Origin of the sequence: Sediminibacillus sp. JSM 1682029, assembly GCF_041366435.1 — a bacterium.
GTDB classification, from domain to species: Bacteria; Bacillota; Bacilli; order Bacillales; family Amphibacillaceae; genus Sediminibacillus; species Sediminibacillus terrae.
On sequence record NZ_JBEWYY010000002.1, the window covers coordinates 55006 to 73197 of the forward strand.

Here is an 18192-nt window from a genome sequence, read left to right on the forward strand (position 1 = left end):
TAATCAAAATAATAGAGGAAAGAAAAATTGCGAATCATTTATGAGCTCTCCTTACCGGCTCCATTTTGTCACGAAATGTTCTTTGACAAATCGCTTTCAGAGGAGTTTAATAGAAGTAGTTTGCAAGAAGGAGGTGAATACACGTGTTGATCGAGTTGTTGAATGAGCTGCTGAGTGAGGCGTCACCGTTTTATTTTTATGTTAGTATGATTCTGGCTATATACTGTGCATTCGGTTTTTCGGTGATGGCCTTTCCTACTTTATCAAAAAGCAGTGAAATGGTCACTAGAGATTACCATGCAATCCGGTTTAGACTGCTCCCGGTTGAAAGAAGGTCAACCGAGACAGGTGAAGTAATTACCTGGATAGCTAGAAAAATAAAAAGAAAAGACGGTCCTGAAGATGATACAGACAACCATTCCTTCTCGTTGTTAAAAGAGAAATATACCATACGAGGAGGACAACAATGGAGAAACATTCTGTATTCACCAAATTTAAAAAGAGCGGTTTTATTCTTATAACCCTTGTGCTGCTTTTGTCTGGCTGCCAAGGTTCTTCGGACGGAAGTTCATCGAGCTGGTTCCACCATTACTTTGTCGACAGTTTTTCGTATTTGTTAAAGAATGTAGCTTCGTTACTGAACGATAACTATGGGGCCTCGATTATCGTCGTCACTTTGATTATCCGTTTAGCATTAATGCCGTTGATGCTGAAACAACAAAAGGGAAGCTATCAAATGCGCGAAAAAATGGCTGTGATGAAGCCGGAACTCGATGCGATAAAAGAAAAATATAACAATAAGAGCGATCAAGAATCCAAAACAAAACAGCAACAAGAAATGATGCAGTTATACCAAAAACACGGAATGAATCCTTTCGGTGCCATCGGCTGTTTACCGTTGATTATTCAGTTTCCGATTTTGATAGGCTTTTATTATGCAATCAGAACGACACCTGAAATAGCTTCACATACTTTTCTATGGTTTAACTTAGGGCATACGGATTTAGTCATGCCATTTATTGCTGCAGCGATATACTTTGTTCAATTCAAAGTGACGCAAATCGGTATGGACGCACAGCAGCGAAAGCAAATGGCTATCATGGGGTTATTATCACCGATAATGATAGGAATCGTCTCCTTTTCAGCGCCGGCAGCATTGCCGTTGTATTGGACAGTCGGCGGCTTGTTCCTGATCTTCCAAACGCTTTTGGCAAAACGACTTTACCAACCAAAACAACCAAAAAAGATTGCCACCGCTGAGCAAACAGTGGAATAGTCATGAAAAGTGGCCAGGACAAAAGCATGGCCGCCAAAGCAAAAACCGAGCGAATTCTAACTGCCATTAAATTCGCTCGGTTTTTAGTTGTATATTCTCTTTTAATCCTGTTGTTTGATGCGTGCTTCGAATCGCTACGGCAAGATACTACGCGTTCCACGGGCACGGCTTCAACTTCCTCAGAAAGCACCAACCGCTTTCTTGCGGGATTTTCAGCTCGTGCTGTTCCCGTAGGAGTCTCCGTATCTTGCCTTCGCTACGTTTTCGTGGGCTGATGTCGATATGATAAAGACAAGATGGACCGTATCCTTCTATTGGTTGATAGGTATCTAAACAGAGACGAAGATGAAAAATCAGCATGGGGTTCCTTTATTCTTTGGAAATTGGAGAATAGCATAAAAAAGGCGGTTTCCTTGCAACTCAGCTTTCTACCTGTAACGGCAATAGGCAAAGCGGAAATCACGCCAGAAGAGAAACGATCTTCATTCCATGGAGACAAGGTACATAGACTCCTGCGGAAAAACGGGCGGCCGAGACCCCACAGCGGGCTTTGCGAGGAGGCTCGGGCGTTCGTCCGCGGAAAGCGAGTTTATTTCCTCTGCGGTCTGAGTAAAATAGCTGTTTTTAGAAGGAGGTTTTCGATAAAGAGAGGGTGGAAGTAAAATCACACCACCACATGTGACAGAGAACCTACCTTCATCGCAACATTCTCCCCTCCCCTTCTTTCACGTCGCTTTTTCATAGCAGAACACCTTCATTTGTATCTGTTAATACTTTAACTGCATGGCTGTTTAGCTGGTTTTGCAAAAGCCGTAGCCACGTTCGTTTTTAAACAGATGTCAAGCAGCTAATAAGCCAAAACAATTTATCTTGTCACACATAAAATGCTCTTTCCTCTTATTTGTACAATCTTTCAATTTCTCCTGCAGGCAAGAGGATGATTTTCCTCAAAATGCCTACAATAAAGTTAAACATGCTTAACCTGCCGTTAAGACAACCTGAAAAATAAAGGAGGATGATGGATAGATGAAGAAATCGTTTATCACTATTTTATTAGGAGTCACCTTGTTCTTAGCAGCTTGTGGGGAAGAAGGTTCGGACGAGAATACAGAACAACAAACAAACGATGAATCACAAGGGGACAAGGGCACCATTTCCATCGGGATGAATAACTGGGCAGAGAACGTGGCGGTCTCCAACATGTGGAAAATCATCCTGGAAGACAAAGGGTACAACGTCGAGTTGACCTCTGTTGAAAAAGCGTTTCTCTATGAAGCCCTTTCTGCCGGTGATTTGGACATTGGAATGGAGATTTGGCTGCCAAATACAGATCAGGCATACTATAACAAGTACAAGGATGAAATTGATTGGCGGGAAAATTGGTACGAAGGTACTGATTTAGCACTCGTCGTGCCGAAATATATGGAAGACGTCAACAGCATCGAAGATCTGAATAATCACAAAGAAGAATTCGATTCCCAAATAGTAGGCATTGACGCCGGAGCAAGCATTATGTCGTTGACTGAGGAAGTAATCGATACGTACGGTCTAGATTATGAACTTGCAAGTTCCTCCGAGCCTACTATGCTGACCGAACTGCAAAACAACATTGAAAATGAAAACCCCGTAGTAGTTACCCTTTGGAAACCACATTGGGCTTTTTCCGAGATGGATTTAAAAATACTCGAGGATCCGCAAAATGTATATGGAGAAGCAGAAAACATTTCCTATGCTGCCAGAAAAGGACTTGAAGAAGATCAGCCAGAGGTAGTTAAATGGTTCGATCAATTCGAACTCAATGATCAACAATTAGGAAGCCTGATGGCTACAATAAAGGAGGCTGAATCAGAAGAAGACGGAGCACAAGCCTGGATCGACCAACATCAAGAGTTAATAGATAAATGGACGGAATAAAAAGACAAGAAACCGCGGCACATCTTTTTCAGCGTGTCACGGTTTCTTGCTCTTGCTTCTACGACCTCATTGTTCCTGTAGCCAATCCCATGCTTCGGAAAGTTGATCCTTGTCAAATTGCCTTACGGAAATACCCGGTAAATACTTTCCGATTTTTGCAAATGACTCTACGGCGTCTTTAGCTGTCACCACGGCGAATTTATCGAACTGTTCCCAATGTTTTGCGTCAAATTTCATCCCTTCTGCCATACCTTTCAGGGAAGAGCCTTCTATATCGTGAATCACGGCCAAAACGTTAAACGAATCGCCTTCAGGAAATTCCTCTTTCACATGTTCTTCCAAACGTTTCGCATCCTCTTTCGTTGCCTCTCCCGAGAACTGAACAGCGATCGTCTTTTCATCCTGGCTCGGCAGAATTGATAACATGGAAACCCACCCTTCTTTTCGTGCTTTTTATTTGATTTACCCATTGAAAAGAACTTTCAAACGATGAATCACAGGTACTTATGAGCTTGCAGTCCTCTTTGCCCTTACGTTTTTACCTATGGGAGATTTGAAGGTTTGAATGAACAATACAAGCGATAATATGAATAGTATTACTGAACCGGTAACCACTATCGATCTTACTGATAAAACTTGTCCAAAAAGACCAAATGCACCGGTAAAGAACAGGATGAGTAAGGATTCCGCTAAACCATAAATACTGCTTATCCTTCCCAGTAACTCCACTGGAACCTCTTTTTGAATAAATGAAGTGAAACCTGTATCGGCAAACGCTAAAGAAAACGATAGAATGAAAAAGCCGATTCCAGCAAACAAGAAATCAGAAGAAAAAGCATAGACCAAATAACCAGCACCTAAAGATACGGAGCCCGCGCCAATCAATCCCAAAGGTTTCATCCAATCAGCCAGTAAGGTATTGATGATTGCTCCGACGATTATCCCTCCCCCAGCGACACTGACAAGTACTCCGTACCAAAAATCAGATAAAAGCAACTCCTGTGTAGCAAAAGCAGCTTCCAATGAGTCAATGGCAGCTGTCATCACGATGACGCTGCTAAATATCATATATATCCGAAAGACAAACTTTCTTTTAGTGCTAAAATAACGGACAAGCTTCCAATCGGCCTTTAATTCAGAAAATCCGATGCGCTTCTCCCTTTGAGGGATCGTTTGTTTATTTTCCAAATCAGGCAAGAGAAGCGTGATCACGGCAGAGAAAATAAAGGTTATCCCATTTAAGTAGACAGCAATAAGCGGTGGTCCTGTCATTAACAATAAACCTGCCAATGCTGGTCCGATCAGAAAGGCACCTGAATCCATCAAGCTGCGGAGCGCATTAAAGCGATGCCGGTCCCCTTCTGGAATCAACTTTGTGATATAGGCAAGCGAAGCCGGATAAAAAATGGCACTCGCCATGTTGATCAACAGCACGGTAAAATAAATTCCCGCCAAAGATGTAAATATTGGTAACACCATTAGCAATAGTCCTCTGAAGCTGTCAAGAACAATCATCAACTTCTTCTTGTTCATTCGATCAACCATACTGCCTGCCCAGCCATTGGTGACAAGCACTGCAACTGGTTTCAACATATAGAGCGCTGCTACAGCTAAAGGATCTCCTGTCTTGTTAAGAATAATCAAATTGTAGGCAATCAAATAAATCCAATCACCTATATTGGAAATACCAATTCCCAATAGGAAAAGTAATGAAATGCCCGGTATTCGGTACATCTTATCTTTTCGCACCACGATCCCTCCTGATATTTAACCAATTAATTTTTCAAGAGAATAAAAAATCACCCCCAAGATTTCATATCTTGGGGGCGATTAAAGACCGCGGTGCCACCCCAGTTCGCCAACATGTTGCCATATCGACCTTATCAGGTACGGCTAAAAAGCTTATACCCTAGCTCTGTAACGGGAGCTCCCGTTACATCATCCCCTCTATCTCCGGTTCCGATGTAAAGCTCTGAGGCTTGCTTCGATAAGTGCCGCTTTCCCCTTCCCAGCTGCCGGGGTTCTCTGTGAAGCTTCACGTATATCTACTCTTCTCATCATCGCTCAAATATAATTTCACTTATCCTATCATGCTAATTCTCCATTGTAAACAACTATTTTCAACCCTTCCACTTTATACCATGTATCATATTTATCGAGGAATATCACGCTATCAGTGTAATGAATTTTTCGGAAATGGAGTTGGAACGATGGATATGTATGAAGAAGAGGGAAACTTTTTCGACCAGGCGATTCTTGATTATAAAGAAGGAAGCAACCGATTGGAGAAAGGTCTTCCCGAGGTTACGAAAAGTTATTTTGATTTTACAGAATCCTGCTTTCAAGACGGCGCAATAGACGCAAAACAAAAACAGTTGATCGCCCTTGGCATCAGTATTTATGCCCAGGATGAATATTGCATTATGTACCATACAAAGGGAGCCGTAGAACACGGAGCAACGGAAAAGGAAATGATGGAAACGATTGCTGTCAGTGCAGCTCTCGGTGGCGGTGCGGCCTTTTCGCAAGGTGTGACCTTAGCGATGGAAACATTCGACCACTACCATGAAGTAAAACATTGAGTCCCTATATACTGTAAAACCAGGCAACATGGCCAAGCGTTATTTTCTGCCATTTTTGCTTGGTTTTATGCTTTCTCAGGAAAATATCGCATAAACAAAAACGATGAATCAGTGAGTCAATATGATAAACCTCCTTTTTATAAGTCTGCAAAATGCGATCCTTTCCAATCAAAAAATTGGTAAAACAAGAAACAATATTTTAGAAGCCTCCCTGTCAAGATGCTTGTAACATGGTGGGGAGGTGATTTCATGTATACATTATTAAAGCAAAATAAAAATTTCCGGTTTTATGTAATTGGAGGGGGCATCTCCAGGCTGGGTGATGTCCTTTCCGGTCTTGCCTTTTTGTTTTTAGCTCACGATTTGACCGGATCTGGTATCCATACTACCGGGATGGCCATTGCAGAAACATTGCCTTACCTTTTTTTCGGACTCGTCGGTGGAGTGATTGCTGACTGGCTCCCTCGCAAAAAGTTGTTGATTTGTTTAGAAGCAATTCGGTTTCCTCTTATTCTATCGGTTGTTTTATTGGATACAAGCGGAAGCCTTTCATATCCCTATTTGTTAGCTGTCAGCTTTTTGATTCAAACAGTTGGCTGCTTCTTCAACCCGGCACACCGGGCCATTCTTCCGTTAATCGCAAGTAAGGATGAACTGACGGCTGCAAACAGCTTGCAAGACAGCATAACGAGAGGCATAACTGTCCTGAGTCCGCTGATCACCGTCTTTTTGATTCAAACATTCGGAGTGGTTCATTTTTTCACCATCGATGCCGTTACCTACTTGATCAGCATCCTATGTCTCTTCCACGTATATATTCAAGAAACAAAAAAAGATAACAGGAAGTCGGCCCGGCAGCTTTTTTCAGCCATTCTTGCTTTTTTCGTGTGGGCAAAAAAGCATGTAACCATCCGTCAATTGTTCTTTTTTACCTTTATGACTGTATTTTTCAATACTTGGGTTTGGGAAGTTGGGTTACTGCTGGGACTTGCTGAGCTGACATCTAACGAACAATCCATATATAGTCTTCTACAGGGAATGTTCGGAGGTGTAGTGATTGTCACGAATTTAATCCTGCCTTACTTCCTCAAAAAAATGTCCTTGCGTACTTATTTACTCGGAGCAGCAATTTGGGGAAGCGGCATCACCTACTACGGCATTTTGTACGACGTCAAACATTTTTATGTCGGCTGTGCCATTGTGGGTATAGGGCTGCCTTTAGCCGGACTGGCCCGTGTATTTTTATTACAGTCACTTGTTCCGGAAGAAAAATTAGGCAGAGCATTCAGTTTCAATGCAGTTCTTCTATACTTAGCCAATACGATCTCTCTTGCGTTATTTGGAATCCTTTCTTCCTACATTCCCATCCGATTTTTAATGATTGGAAGCGGAGCCTCCATCTTGGTCACCAGCATTACTTTTTTACTAATCAAAACGGCTGGTTGTTCGAAAGTCAGACGGGGTCGTCCCGTAAACTTTCTTAAGTAATCGGATATATGCGGAGACGTTTTTAAAACCATGGGCCATCGCAATTTCCAGTATGGTTCGATCGGTATGAAACAAATCCGGCTGACTACGTATCAGCCGGTATAACTGTAGCCATGAATACGGAGATATACCTGTCCGCTCTTTAAACAGATGGGCAAACTGGTATTTGTTCAAACGCGCCACTTCTGCCATACCGTCCAATGTCCAATCTTGCTCATAGCTTTGTTTGATAGCATCGATCACCTGCTTTAACACTTCATCTTGAACCACTTCAGGCATTGTTTCCTGATGCTTTCCCAATCCATACTGAACCATCAGAATAGCAAGCTGGGTAAAACTGTTTTCCACCAACAGTTGATTGACTTCATCTGGTTTTTCGCTATTCCAGCCGATAAACTCCCGTACAAAACATGCCCACCGATCAATTTGGGGATGATAATAAGAGACTGCAGCAAATTCCATTTCACGGCAAGTGACCCCCAGTCCCACGGCAGCATTTTTTAACAAGTCCTGATCCAATTCGATCAGAAACTTTTCTTCCGACATATGGAGTTGTCTATGTTCCTGCAAAGGATTGAAAATGACAAATTCCCGTTGCCCAATCGTCAAGTCCCGGCAATGTGTTTGATACGTTCCTCCGCCTTTTGATCCAAATATCAGCTTATATGTATGGTCGCTCCGCCAGTCACGTTCTCCTAACTTATCAGAACGCAGTAGCAGCAGTCCGTTTTCATCCTGGTAAATCATAGCCGACAACCTCTCTATGTTGGCCCCTTCGGCCCTTCTTGCTGACATTATATCATTTCCTTTGAAGTTTTAAGACAACACAAACCGATCCAGCAGGATTGCAGCCTCAGAAAGATTGTATAACGGGTAATATTTAGTTGACTTCCAGAATTATCTTTCCGACACTTTTCCTGGATTCCATCAGCTGGTGCGCTTCTCTGGCATGCCTCAACGGCAGCTTTTTCCCGACCTTTATATCTAACTGTCCGGTTGTCATGTATTGTAAAACGCCTGCTGCTGTGTCTTGCAGCATTTCCGGCCGTTCTTTCCTGGTCGTACCTAAGCTAAATCCGAGTACAGAACGGCAACTTGCATGCAGCTGTTTTGCTTCGACGGTACCTGTGCTTCCACTAGTATTCCCGAAGTGGACAAGCCTTCCAAAGTGGGATAAACAGTCGAGACTTTCTTCAAAAATCCTTCCAGAAACAGAATCGAGAACGATATCAACACCTTTTCCTTCCGTAATCTCCTTTACTCTGTCAGCAAAATTCTCGTATCCGATGACATGGTCAGCCCCTGCTTCTTTTACCACTTGCCGTTTCTCCTCCCTGCTGACTGTCCCAATCACCGAACCAGCTCCGAAAATTTTAGCAAGTTGGACAGCCGTGTTCCCTACACCGCCAGCTGCTGCCATGAATAAGCACCGAATCCCCATCATTTATCCGTGCAATCGATTTCAATAAATGATAACTCAAAAAACCGACAGTAGGACAAGCAGCAGCACTCGTAAAGTCCAATTGTTCTGGTATGGAGAAGGTCAGCTTTTCGTTCGCCACTGCATATTCTGCATAAGATCCGAGCCGTGGAAAACAGATAACCCTGTCTCCCGGTCTGAACTGCTGTACTTTTTCCCCGACTTCCACTATTTTTCCTGCAGCATCCAGCCCAGGTACAAATGGCATAGAGCCTTTCCATTTCCGCCCTGACCGGTTTTTAATATCGGCATAATTCACACTTGTATGAATCACCTCGATAAGCACTTCGTTTTTCTTTATTTTTGGAATCTGCATTTCAACATGCTCTAGTACTTCAGGTCCGCCAAATTCATTCACTACTATCCCCTTCATCTCTTCTCCCCCAAACTCACATAGTTGTTTCTTTCTCTGCAATTCTTTTCCTGCCAAGTTTCCAATCTAGTTTTAGCCCAGGCAAAAAGGATTCAACAAGAAAAGCCAAAGGCAAAAACATATTTTCACAATCTTGGAATGTTTGCTTCATCATTTTGAAATGGATAGATCGTTGTTCTTTATCCCCCATCGCTTCTTCTCACTTTCTTAGTTCGTTTTCCTGAATCATCCTTCGTTTTTCTCCGTGGGGATCGGAAACAACGGCATCCGATTCGTGATAAATCTTTGTATACCTATTTTCCAGCTCGTATGCAGGCCAATCCGTTCCCGGCTCTTCTGTCTTTGCAAAGGAAACCCAGGCATTCTGCATTCGAGAAGATAAGTTTTCCATCGTATTGTCTATCGGAATCTCCAGTTTCCGGAAATAATCGAGGTTTTGAAAAACAAACGGAATTTCCAAAGCATGAACAGCTTTTCCCGCATAAGGATGACCAGGTACATGCCAGTCGAAGCGATACATCCAGACAGGCGCATGACCAATTTGAGCTTCAGCCAATTCCAAAGCCGGTTTCCAAAAAACAAAATCGGTAATCAATCCAGCCTGTCCCACAGCACTAGGCGGGTAAAAATCTTTTATCGATCTGGCATTCTCCCTGCCTGCCATTCGGTCCACGATTTCCTCCATTTTTCCTTCCGCCATCTCTTCCGCATCCGGCCTGACAAAAAACGCGCCTTCATCGTGATTGGTTCCGATGATCAATGGGATACCTGCCGCCGATCCTTCTGAGATAGCATCAGTAGGATACTGTGGCAGCGTCTTGTCGTCTAGTGCTGGTTGAAAAAGAAGAACCGACTCATCTCCTCCGTTTTCCTTATACACTTTTTCGCTTGCTTTCATGATAAATTCCAGCGGTTTTTCCTTTATTACGGACAAGCGAGCAGGTTCGATATCGAGAAAACCGGTAAAGTCTCTTGCAATATGGACAGCTTGACCAGAAGGGACCACCTGCGATGCACCACTTTCCATGATTGCCCGGTGAAACAAACCCTTTGCAGCAGGCATGGCCAGGAGAGAAGCAATACTCATCGAACCTGCCGACTCTCCAAAGATGGTTACCTGCTGGGGATCTCCACCGAAAGCGGCGATATTGTTTTTCACCCAACGCAAGGCCGCAACTTGGTCAAGCAGCCCGAGATTGGCTGTAAAACGATCGTCTAATCCGGCAAGATGCAGAAACCCTAAGGCACCCAGACGGTAGTTCAATGTAACGACCACAACCTCTCCTTGTCCTGCAAGCCGGGCTCCATTGTACAAGTAACTGCTTCCCGCTCCGGAAGTAAAGGCTCCGCCATGGATCCAAACCATTACCGGTAAATCGTTCTTCGATGTGTTTGGTGTCCACACATTTAAATAGAGGCAGTCCTCTGACATTTCCTCCGGATTGATTCCCTGCATCGCTGCAGCTTCTGGGGGTTGGGGACACACCGGCCCAAAATCAAAAGCTTCCCGGACACCTTGCCAATTATCCGGTTGCTGTGGCGGTTCGAAACGCAAATTTTCTACAGGGGCCTTAGCATAAGGAATCCCCTTCCAGCTTATGCTTTTTCCTTCGATCTTTCCTTTTAATTGTCCCTGTTTCGTCTCTGCCAGGATTTTATCCATCATGTATTCCTCCGTCTCTATGTTGCATAACCAATTCAAAGGTCATCTTGTTTATCATTATTTCCTGCTGCCAGGTTCTTTGAGTTGCTTTTCCATGCTGTACATCCTCTTCCCTTCATATATCCTTTTATCGAAGGGGGTAAAACCCATCTTATTCCAAAATTGCAGTGCCCGTTTATTATCTGCATGGACCGCAATTTGAATACAACCAGCTTGCTTTTCTCTCAGCCTTTCTTCAAATGCCCGGTACGTTTTTTCAGCAATTCCTGTGCTTTGAAAATTCTTCTCAATTAAGAATAAACTGATCCAAGGTTTTTGGTGGCGAGGACTCGTCATTCCAAAATCCAAAATCCCGATATAACTCTTTTCATACCTGACGAGATATCGGCTTAGTTTTAATTTTTGAGCTTCTCTATATTGGATGAAAAGATCGTTGTCATCCAGTATTCGTTTCCCATAGGCAATCAAGTTATATTCTTGCTGAGAATTGATTATCCTCTTTTCAACTCCCAGTCTATCTGGATTGTTTCGGGTAAATTCAATCATAGCCACGGTCTCCCACTTTTACAGTGTCTGTTTTCGAAGGCTCCAAATTGCTTTCGTAAATGCGACTTTCATTCCGGCCCTTTCCATATTGCGCATGCTTGCACTTCCAAAACCCGCTTGTCCGACAAGAAGCCGGCAGTTTCTTGATTTTGCTGCAATGGCGCGTTTATTTATCATGGCTTTATGGATTCCTTTTCGCCTGAATTCCGGGAGGGTTGCTGCTGCAGCAAGAACAGCGATAGCTTCTTCGATGTACAATACAGCAATGCCGGCAGGTTTCTCATCAACAGTTGCCAGATAGAACAACCAATTACTATCTATCTCTAATACTTGATTATTTGCTTTAATAGCAGGTTTTAGAGCCTCTGGCATATCAAACGAATCGGCATATATGGAGGCGAAGATATCAAATTCATCACTTTTCAGTCGACGTACGACCACGTCTCCATCTTCCTTTTCATCCGTTACCACCGAAGAAACAGACACATAGAGGGAAGTATGGAAATCCGAATGATAGTATCCCTTTTCACTTAAAGGAGTCAGCAATTGCCGGGACACATGTGCAGGTGTTAGTTCCCAACGTACGGGAATACCCCGCTGTTCATAAAATTCGATTATTTGGTCAAGTAGCCTAACATCGCTATCCTCCAGCCCCTTCACTGTATTAAAAGACGGACCAGGAATGCCGGCCGCCGAAAAACAAGTTGCATGGCCAAAGCATTTCAACTCAATCTCCATCGGATTTCCTTCTATTCTTTTGATTGCTGACAATCTGGAATGTAGACACGAAATTTCTGCTTGCTCAATTCTGTCGGCAAGCTCTTTTGTCATTATCATGTTCGTTCTATCCTCCTTTCCTTTCGTCCATGCATGCTCTATTCAAATGTTCATACCGAATTGGTGTTCTTGAAGCTCACCTGGAAAGTGCTATACCTCTTCTTTCTATGAATTGAAATGCCGTATCGCCGGGCACTTTTTCATCAATCCTCCTCCTTCTTAAAGCATCAATCATTAACCTAGGACACCGCTTGCAGAGTCCCAAGTACCGATGGATTTGCGTATATTTACTATCTGTCCTACATGGTACGTATGATGCAACGCCAAAAAGTTCAGCTCGGTTACCCATTTTTCCATATGTGCATCCGAGCTTGCTTCGATGTTTTCAATCCATTCTGCCATCAATTGATCCAATACATGAGTGGTTTCTTCCCATCCAGGCTTGATGCTTACAGTGAATGTTGCATCGTTATCCAAAACTGCTTCTCCTCCTGATTCTCCTTTGAATTTTTTCAAATACAGATCATTATAATAGATTAAATGATTGACTATTTCCCAAATGGAATGCATTGTCTCCTTGTTTTTCCATAAAGCCTCTTCCGTGTTCACCCCATTTATTGCAGTTTTAATGGAAACAAACCATGTGTCCTTCCCGTAGCAGGCATTAAATTGGTCTGTTAAAAGTGTTTTTATGTGCATCTTCCCTCTCCTTTTAACGTCTGATAAAGGACAATTTCCATTTAAGTTTACTATTTTCCTGCTAAATGACTTCGTTTTATTTAAATGGCTCACTTATGTTGTCAATACGATTCGTCCACACTCCTCCAGAATAATTTTCCGGCAATCTATTAATATCTGCTTTGGAGTCAAAGCCCTCTGACCATTTGCCATTTCCTGCTACGAGAATAACCCTGGTATCGACTTTGTCCATCCTGTTCAAAAATTTATCCGGCCAGCCCCACAGCCATTTCGCATATTTTTCGGGGATATGCAGTTGGGTATGCTTGCAAGCATCAGGAACCATGCCTGTCCAACCGCCGGCAATATAAGGAACCAGACAATTTTTCAACGTCGCCATCGACATCACCCGCTGATCTGGAAGTATTTCCTTTATTCTTGCGATAGGTTCATTACCTCCGTAAACCGTCAGTTTATGTCTTTGATTATCGTCTATACTTCCAAGAAAATCAGCCAATTGTTCCCCTTCAGCACGATCATTGCTTTTTATATGTATTAAAAATGAATGGTCAGGAAAGGTGGCCAAAACTTCTGTTAAAGAGGGCATCATTCCAATCCCTTTTCCACGGAATGGAAAGCTTAGGCCATTATCAGCAGTATAACCATAACCAATATCGATTTTTTTCAACTCTTCCATCGTATATTCGGAAGGCTCTCCGCTCACATTCGTCCGGCAATCCAGTGTCCAATCATGAAAAACAGCGAATTGCCCGTCCTTTGTGGGACGTATATCTATTTCGACCATATCCGCCCCAAAATCGAATGCAGCTTTCATAGATGGAATCGTGTTCTCAAGATAAGCATGCTCTGGTTGATAAATACGCCTCGCCGTACAAGTCTCCCCTGTTAAATTTTCCATCGAAAACGTCTGTGCCAAACCCCGGTGAGCGAGAATAAAAGGCTGAGCGGTCCGGTTTTTCGTTAAAAACGAACTATTATTCAAAAAGATAAATATCGTCAATAAAAAAATGGCCATTCCTATTATTTTCGTTGGTTTGTTAACCTTCACTTTTATCCCTCCGATGATATAGAAAACCGTCTCCAAAAACATGATCGAGAAGAAAGAACAGTCACTGGTTACTCCTTGTGAAGCAGCAAAGTTCTAGCATTCCTTTCCAACTATTTGCTCCAATTCCATACTTCAATACCGCCCAATTGAAATTGATAAAGCTGTTCCTCTTGTTCCAGTTTCTCCATTTCCCGGACCGGACCTGTCACCACAGCGCCGATTACCTGAATCCCGTTTTCTTCCAAATATTCCATCCGTTTCTGATCAACTTCTCTCCCATAGTAGCTTCCGTGTCCGGTCAGCCAATCCAAGTCCTGAACCAATTGCTTTTCAGCTTCTGCCAAAGACTGTTTATCCGTCAAGGAGAATCGCCAGGAACTCAGTCTGTTCTCCTCATCATACTCATGTGCTGGCCGTAAAATCAGAGGAGAGATGAAGGTAAACTGGCCAGCTTGGGAATAAGAAACGTCATAATTGGTTATTTCTCCACTATAAACAGCCATTTGATTGATTTCCAAATCATATTTGGTAAGAAGCTGTCGGAGTTTTTCTGGAGTCATTCCGTTTTTGACTCCTACTTTTACCTGTGCTACAAAACCGTCCTCCACATTCGCTAATTGCTCGGTCAGACTGAAACCCGATTGCTCTTTAGCGTCAGATGTCTTCCCAAGCAAATCAGGAGAGACGGGGAAATTGTCGGTGAATTCATCATCAAGATATTTTTTTTGTTCATCCAAGTGGTACTGTACCTTTCCAAACAACCGCTTTTTGACAGTTACTTCACCTGCGGAAACTTTCCAATCCCCAACCTGCCGGTAAACGCTATAGGTAGATTGCTGCGTGAGGAAAGGGGTGATGGCAGCATCTCGGGCAATTCCTAGTTTTTCTATGGTTATACCTGGTGTTCTCGTCTCAACCAACGTTGTTGCCATCCTGTCAAATGCAGCCTGTTTTCCTGACATACTGTAAAAAACTTCAAGCGTGAACACATACAATACATATGCCAATAAAAGCAGTAAAAGTGTCCTAATCACTGTGAAGCCAATGGAAAACCTGGTACGCCATATCAATTTTTTCGCTTGTTTCCGATCCTCCAACTTGGTTTGCGATTCATCCCACTCCGATAATACCTCATCTTTTTTCATTCTCTAACTCCCTTCTCTCCTGCTCATACTGCTGAAATTTTTGTCGGGCCCGGTGTAAGGTAGTCTTCACCTGGCTATCCGAAAGGTCCATAGCTGTGGCAAGCTCTTTATAGGAGAAGCCCTGAATTTCCCGTAAATAAATGATCGTCTGCATCCGTTCTGGCAGCTTCGCTAAAATGTGTTCCAGTTCCTCCTGACGATTCTTGCTCTCCAGTTGTTGTTGTGGATTCCCTAATTTACTGGACGGCTGGTAGTCCTTTTTTAACTTTTCAATCATTTTGTTCTCTGATTCCGATTTTCTCGCCTGGTCTATGTAGAGATTCCGAGCCACTTTAAATAACCATGCCTTAGCTTGGACCATGTTTTTCACCTTCAAGGAAATCATTGCCCGATAAAAGGTTTCCTGCAGCAGTTCTTCTGCAGTTTCCCGGTTTCTGCTCATTTGCATCAAATAGCGGAAGAGCGGCAGGCGGTATTTCTCGAAAAGCTCTGCAAACAAATATTTTTTCAATTCCGCTCCCCCCTCCACTATAAAAACGAAATTCTTTTGTATTTGTTACATAAATTTAAAAAAGAACGGAAATCTCCGTTCTCATTCTACTATAATATACTGGATATATTGTCCCTTTTTTAATAGAACGGCTAGACAGCTGGAAAAACTCCCTTGCCTTTCTTGCGTTTACCAAGTAAGAAGAAGCGTATCTCCGGTAAACGAAATGCCTGGTTGCATAAGGGGATGTATCCATCAAATAAAAATACCGAGTTCGAACCCCTAAAAATTCCAACTCGGCTGTGACTTGCATAAATATTGTGACGCCAGCTTCTGCAAACTAATCCAAAAGTCGGTTATTTTCATCTACATTAATCGGTCTGGCTGGTTCTGCTCGATCACCAGGAAAAAATTCCCCGTCTCCTCCGCATACCGTACAGGTGTATTGCCATTCCTCGTCATCGGACAGCATCCCAGTGCCTTCACAAGCTTTACAAACATTCCTTCTATCCACTATTTTTCTCTCCTTTCTCATGATTTGGCAGCGTTCTGTCGTTCTCTTACCCAATTGATTAATCCGCCTTTGAGCATCATCTCAACCTGCCGGCCGGACAATGCATGCTGGACAGCAATGGATTTATTTTTTCCTTTTATCGAAATGTTGAATTCGTTACCTTGTTGAATCTTGTTTCGCAAGTCCGTAAGTTCCAGCACATCGCCTTGCTTCAATTTCGAATAGTCATCCTCGTCTCTGAAGGTCAAGGGCAAAATTCCGAAATTGACCAGGTTTTGCCAATGAATCCTCGCAAAATCCTTCACTAAGGCTACCCGCATACCGAGAAATCTCGGAGCGAGGGCTGCATGCTCCCGGCTCGAACCTTGTCCATAGTTAAATCCGCCGATGATCGCATGTCCTCCCTGTCCCCTGACTGCCATGCTCCTTTCATAGTAGGATTCATCCACTATCTCAAAGGTGAATTTGCTTATTTCCGGGAGATTGCTCCTGAAAGGCAGTACACGAGCACCTCCTGCCAAAATTTCATCTGTTGAAATATTGTCCCCCATCTTCAACAGGACCGGAAGCTCAAGCTGATCCGGCAATTCATCCATCTCAGGGATGGATGCGATATTCGGTCCTTTATAAAGTTCCACCTGCCTTGCTTGCTCTGGATCTAGCGGGGAATCCAACAAATTCATATCAATAGTAGGTTTTCTTGGATCTTTTATTTTCGGATAATCCACGTTCAATGTCCTGGGGTCCGTGATAACTCCTGTTAACGCTGATGCAGCTGCCGTTTCCGGACTGCAAAGAAACACACTGTCCTCTTTGGTCCCGGAACGCCCAGGAAAGTTCCGGGGTGTAGTCCGGAGACTGTTTCTTCCGGTAGCCGGAGCTTGTCCCATACCGATACAGCCGTTACACCCTGCCTGATGGAGACGGGCTCCGGACTGTAATAGATTTGCAATATGCCCTTCATTGACTAAGTCTGTAAGCATTTGTCTAGAAGTAGGGTTGATATCAAAAGAAATACCGTCTGCAACCTGTTTCCCTTTCACAATTTCTGCAGCGATGGCAAAGTCCCGATAACCCGGATTTGCAGAAGATCCGACATATGACTGATAAATGGGTTCGCCGGCGATTTCCCTGACTGGCACTACGTTGCCGGGGCTGGATGGTTTGGCTATTAACGGCTCTAGTTCAGAGAGATTGATTTCTTCCTCCACGTCATAAGCTGCTCCGCGATCCGCTTTTATTTCTACCCAGTCTTTTTCGCGATCCTGTTCTTTCAAAAACCGCTTTATTTCTCCGTCTGACGGAAAGACAGTGCCGGTCGCCCCCAGTTCCGCTCCCATATTCGCGATCACATGACGGTCCATGGCACTCAAGCTTTTCAAGCCTTCCCCGTGGTATTCAATGACTTTGCCTACGCCCCCTTTTACATCATGGCGTTTCAGCAATTCAAAAATAACATCCTTGGCGCTCACCCATTCCGGTAACTCGCCGGTCAGTTTCACTCCCCATACTTTCGGCATTTTCACATAAAACGGCTCACCGGCAATCGCCATTGCCACATCGATGCCGCCCGCCCCCATTGCGAGCATTCCCATACAACCATTTGCACAAGTGTGGCTGTCCGAACCAAGCAACGTTTTACCCGGTTTGGCCAATCGCTGCATATGCACCGGATGGCTGACACCATTACCGGGACGACTGTAATATAACCCGAAACGTCTTGTAGCACTTTGCAAAAACAAATGATCATCAGGATTTTTACTGTCTACCTGAATAAGATTGTGATCGACATATTGAGCGGAAGCCTCCGTTTTTGCATAATCAAGTCCCATAGCTTCCAACTCGAGCATCACCATTGTACCAGTGGCATCCTGCGTCAGCGTCTGATCGATACGGAGCCCGATTTCGGTACCCGCTATCATTTCACCGGACATCAAATGGTCCTTGATCAGTTTTTGTGTGACATTCAAAGGCATAAACCAACCTCCTCAAATTACTTGCTAGTATCATTTTGTTTCTAATGCAAAAAACTATGCTTCCAGGAGGCGGTAAAGTACGAATTATCTTTCATAACCAAATTGTAACTGGATGGACAAAAGCGCAAGCATCTGTTTAAAGGAGTACAGGCTAAAGCCGCCACGTCCTGTGGCAACGTCTGCATGACCCACATCGTTTAAGGCCTCCGACAAGCTTAAGA

General features: G+C 43.5%; 18 protein-coding genes, 1 pseudogene and 1 other annotated feature. Of the genes and pseudogenes, 5 read left to right on the plus strand and 14 right to left on the minus strand.

Annotation, left to right across the window (positions count from 1 at the left end):
- Window positions 1-143 precede the first annotated feature (143 nt).
- The 3 genes from ABVF09_RS04130 to ABVF09_RS04140 all read left to right on the plus strand — a co-directional run bounded on the left by ABVF09_RS04130 (window position 144) and on the right by ABVF09_RS04140 (window position 3190).
- Window positions 144-521 carry a hypothetical protein gene (locus ABVF09_RS04130; RefSeq protein WP_026771212.1) on the plus strand — a complete coding sequence of 126 codons (378 nt, stop codon included), beginning with the start codon at window positions 144-146 and terminating at the stop codon, window positions 519-521.
- Entirely contained in the window at window positions 467-1276 is an 810-nt protein-coding gene (gene yidC / locus ABVF09_RS04135; protein ID WP_371068680.1) for a membrane protein insertase YidC, read from the plus strand. Before ABVF09_RS04130 ends, yidC begins: the two co-directional genes overlap by 55 nt.
- A gap of 1026 nt (window positions 1277-2302) precedes the next feature.
- A complete protein-coding gene (locus ABVF09_RS04140) occupies window positions 2303-3190 on the plus strand; it encodes a glycine betaine ABC transporter substrate-binding protein (RefSeq protein ID WP_026771210.1) in 888 nt (295 codons plus the stop codon).
- A 66-nt stretch (window positions 3191-3256) separates the two neighbouring features.
- Here ABVF09_RS04140 and ABVF09_RS04145 read toward each other — a convergent pair whose 3' ends face one another.
- Entirely contained in the window at window positions 3257-3616 is a 360-nt protein-coding gene (locus ABVF09_RS04145) for a SpoIIAA family protein (RefSeq protein ID WP_371068681.1), read from the minus strand.
- A gap of 78 nt (window positions 3617-3694) precedes the next feature.
- Window positions 3695-4924 carry an MFS transporter gene (locus tag ABVF09_RS04150; protein WP_051382108.1) on the minus strand — a complete coding sequence of 410 codons (1230 nt, stop codon included), beginning with the start codon at window positions 4922-4924 and terminating at the stop codon, window positions 3695-3697.
- Between the two features lie 85 nt (window positions 4925-5009).
- Window positions 5010-5260: a binding site (T-box leader), on the minus strand.
- Between the two features lie 140 nt (window positions 5261-5400).
- Between ABVF09_RS04150 and ABVF09_RS04155 the strand changes: the two genes are divergently transcribed.
- Both ABVF09_RS04155 and ABVF09_RS04160 read left to right on the plus strand, forming a co-directional pair.
- Window positions 5401-5772, plus strand: coding sequence for a carboxymuconolactone decarboxylase family protein (locus ABVF09_RS04155; protein ID WP_026771209.1), 372 nt, complete (start codon window positions 5401-5403; stop codon window positions 5770-5772).
- 249 nt (window positions 5773-6021) lie between these two features.
- Window positions 6022-7260: an MFS transporter gene (locus tag ABVF09_RS04160; RefSeq protein ID WP_153462787.1), complete on the plus strand. Its 1239-nt coding sequence runs from the start codon at window positions 6022-6024 to the stop codon at window positions 7258-7260.
- Here the strand turns inward: ABVF09_RS04160 and ABVF09_RS04165 are convergent.
- From ABVF09_RS04165 to ABVF09_RS04220, 12 genes and pseudogenes are all read right to left on the minus strand, one after another.
- Window positions 7198-8055 (minus strand): helix-turn-helix transcriptional regulator, encoded by an 858-nt coding sequence (locus ABVF09_RS04165; protein ID WP_153462789.1) that lies wholly within the window; start codon window positions 8053-8055, stop codon window positions 7198-7200. The genes ABVF09_RS04160 and ABVF09_RS04165 overlap by 63 nt on opposite strands.
- Window positions 8056-8140: 85 nt before the next feature.
- Window positions 8141-9113 (minus strand): annotated as a pseudogene (locus ABVF09_RS04170) (quinone oxidoreductase family protein).
- Window positions 9114-9129: 16 nt separating this feature from the next.
- Window positions 9130-9303, minus strand: a complete 174-nt coding sequence (locus ABVF09_RS04175) for a hypothetical protein (RefSeq protein WP_153462793.1) — start codon at window positions 9301-9303, stop codon at window positions 9130-9132.
- A 9-nt stretch (window positions 9304-9312) separates the two neighbouring features.
- Window positions 9313-10776, minus strand: coding sequence for a carboxylesterase/lipase family protein (locus ABVF09_RS04180; RefSeq protein ID WP_371068784.1), 1464 nt, complete (start codon window positions 10774-10776; stop codon window positions 9313-9315).
- A gap of 57 nt (window positions 10777-10833) precedes the next feature.
- Window positions 10834-11322, minus strand: a complete 489-nt coding sequence (locus ABVF09_RS04185) for a GNAT family N-acetyltransferase (RefSeq protein WP_237648624.1) — start codon at window positions 11320-11322, stop codon at window positions 10834-10836.
- 18 nt (window positions 11323-11340) lie between these two features.
- Window positions 11341-12159 (minus strand): GNAT family N-acetyltransferase, encoded by an 819-nt coding sequence (locus ABVF09_RS04190; protein WP_371068682.1) that lies wholly within the window; start codon window positions 12157-12159, stop codon window positions 11341-11343.
- 174 nt (window positions 12160-12333) lie between these two features.
- Entirely contained in the window at window positions 12334-12798 is a 465-nt protein-coding gene (locus ABVF09_RS04195; RefSeq protein ID WP_371068683.1) for a DinB family protein, read from the minus strand.
- Between the two features lie 76 nt (window positions 12799-12874).
- Entirely contained in the window at window positions 12875-13846 is a 972-nt protein-coding gene (locus tag ABVF09_RS04200) for a glycerophosphodiester phosphodiesterase family protein (protein WP_371068684.1), read from the minus strand.
- A gap of 110 nt (window positions 13847-13956) precedes the next feature.
- Window positions 13957-14991, minus strand: coding sequence for an anti sigma factor C-terminal domain-containing protein (locus ABVF09_RS04205; protein WP_371068685.1), 1035 nt, complete (start codon window positions 14989-14991; stop codon window positions 13957-13959).
- A complete protein-coding gene (locus tag ABVF09_RS04210; RefSeq protein ID WP_268744584.1) occupies window positions 14978-15520 on the minus strand; it encodes an RNA polymerase sigma factor in 543 nt (180 codons plus the stop codon). Before ABVF09_RS04210 ends, ABVF09_RS04205 begins: the two co-directional genes overlap by 14 nt.
- Window positions 15521-15821: 301 nt before the next feature.
- Window positions 15822-15995, minus strand: a complete 174-nt coding sequence (locus ABVF09_RS04215) for a hypothetical protein (RefSeq protein ID WP_202616121.1) — start codon at window positions 15993-15995, stop codon at window positions 15822-15824.
- A gap of 17 nt (window positions 15996-16012) precedes the next feature.
- Window positions 16013-17971 carry an aconitate hydratase gene (locus ABVF09_RS04220; protein WP_371068686.1) on the minus strand — a complete coding sequence of 653 codons (1959 nt, stop codon included), beginning with the start codon at window positions 17969-17971 and terminating at the stop codon, window positions 16013-16015.
- Window positions 17972-18192: the final 221 nt, after the last annotated feature.

What these genes read in the sequence shown, in the direction of transcription:
- yidC (WP_371068680.1), top strand. Translation starts at nt 467, where the DNA reads ATGGAGAAACATTCTGTATTCACCAAATTTAAAAAGAGCGGTTTTATT.
- ABVF09_RS04140 (WP_026771210.1), top strand. Translation starts at nt 2,303, where the DNA reads ATGAAGAAATCGTTTATCACTATTTTATTAGGAGTCACCTTGTTCTTA.
- ABVF09_RS04145 (WP_371068681.1), bottom strand. Translation starts at nt 3,616, where the DNA reads ATGTTATCAATTCTGCCGAGCCAGGATGAAAAGACGATCGCTGTTCAG.
- ABVF09_RS04150 (WP_051382108.1), bottom strand. Translation starts at nt 4,924, where the DNA reads ATGTACCGAATACCGGGCATTTCATTACTTTTCCTATTGGGAATTGGT.
- ABVF09_RS04155 (WP_026771209.1), top strand. Translation starts at nt 5,401, where the DNA reads ATGGATATGTATGAAGAAGAGGGAAACTTTTTCGACCAGGCGATTCTT.
- ABVF09_RS04160 (WP_153462787.1), top strand. Translation starts at nt 6,022, where the DNA reads ATGTATACATTATTAAAGCAAAATAAAAATTTCCGGTTTTATGTAATT.
- ABVF09_RS04165 (WP_153462789.1), bottom strand. Translation starts at nt 8,055, where the DNA reads ATGTCAGCAAGAAGGGCCGAAGGGGCCAACATAGAGAGGTTGTCGGCT.
- ABVF09_RS04175 (WP_153462793.1), bottom strand. Translation starts at nt 9,303, where the DNA reads ATGGGGGATAAAGAACAACGATCTATCCATTTCAAAATGATGAAGCAA.
- ABVF09_RS04180 (WP_371068784.1), bottom strand. Translation starts at nt 10,776, where the DNA reads ATGGATAAAATCCTGGCAGAGACGAAACAGGGACAATTAAAAGGAAAG.
- ABVF09_RS04185 (WP_237648624.1), bottom strand. Translation starts at nt 11,322, where the DNA reads ATGATTGAATTTACCCGAAACAATCCAGATAGACTGGGAGTTGAAAAG.
- ABVF09_RS04190 (WP_371068682.1), bottom strand. Translation starts at nt 12,159, where the DNA reads ATGATAATGACAAAAGAGCTTGCCGACAGAATTGAGCAAGCAGAAATT.
- ABVF09_RS04195 (WP_371068683.1), bottom strand. Translation starts at nt 12,798, where the DNA reads ATGCACATAAAAACACTTTTAACAGACCAATTTAATGCCTGCTACGGG.
- ABVF09_RS04205 (WP_371068685.1), bottom strand. Translation starts at nt 14,991, where the DNA reads ATGAAAAAAGATGAGGTATTATCGGAGTGGGATGAATCGCAAACCAAG.
- ABVF09_RS04220 (WP_371068686.1), bottom strand. Translation starts at nt 17,971, where the DNA reads ATGCCTTTGAATGTCACACAAAAACTGATCAAGGACCATTTGATGTCC.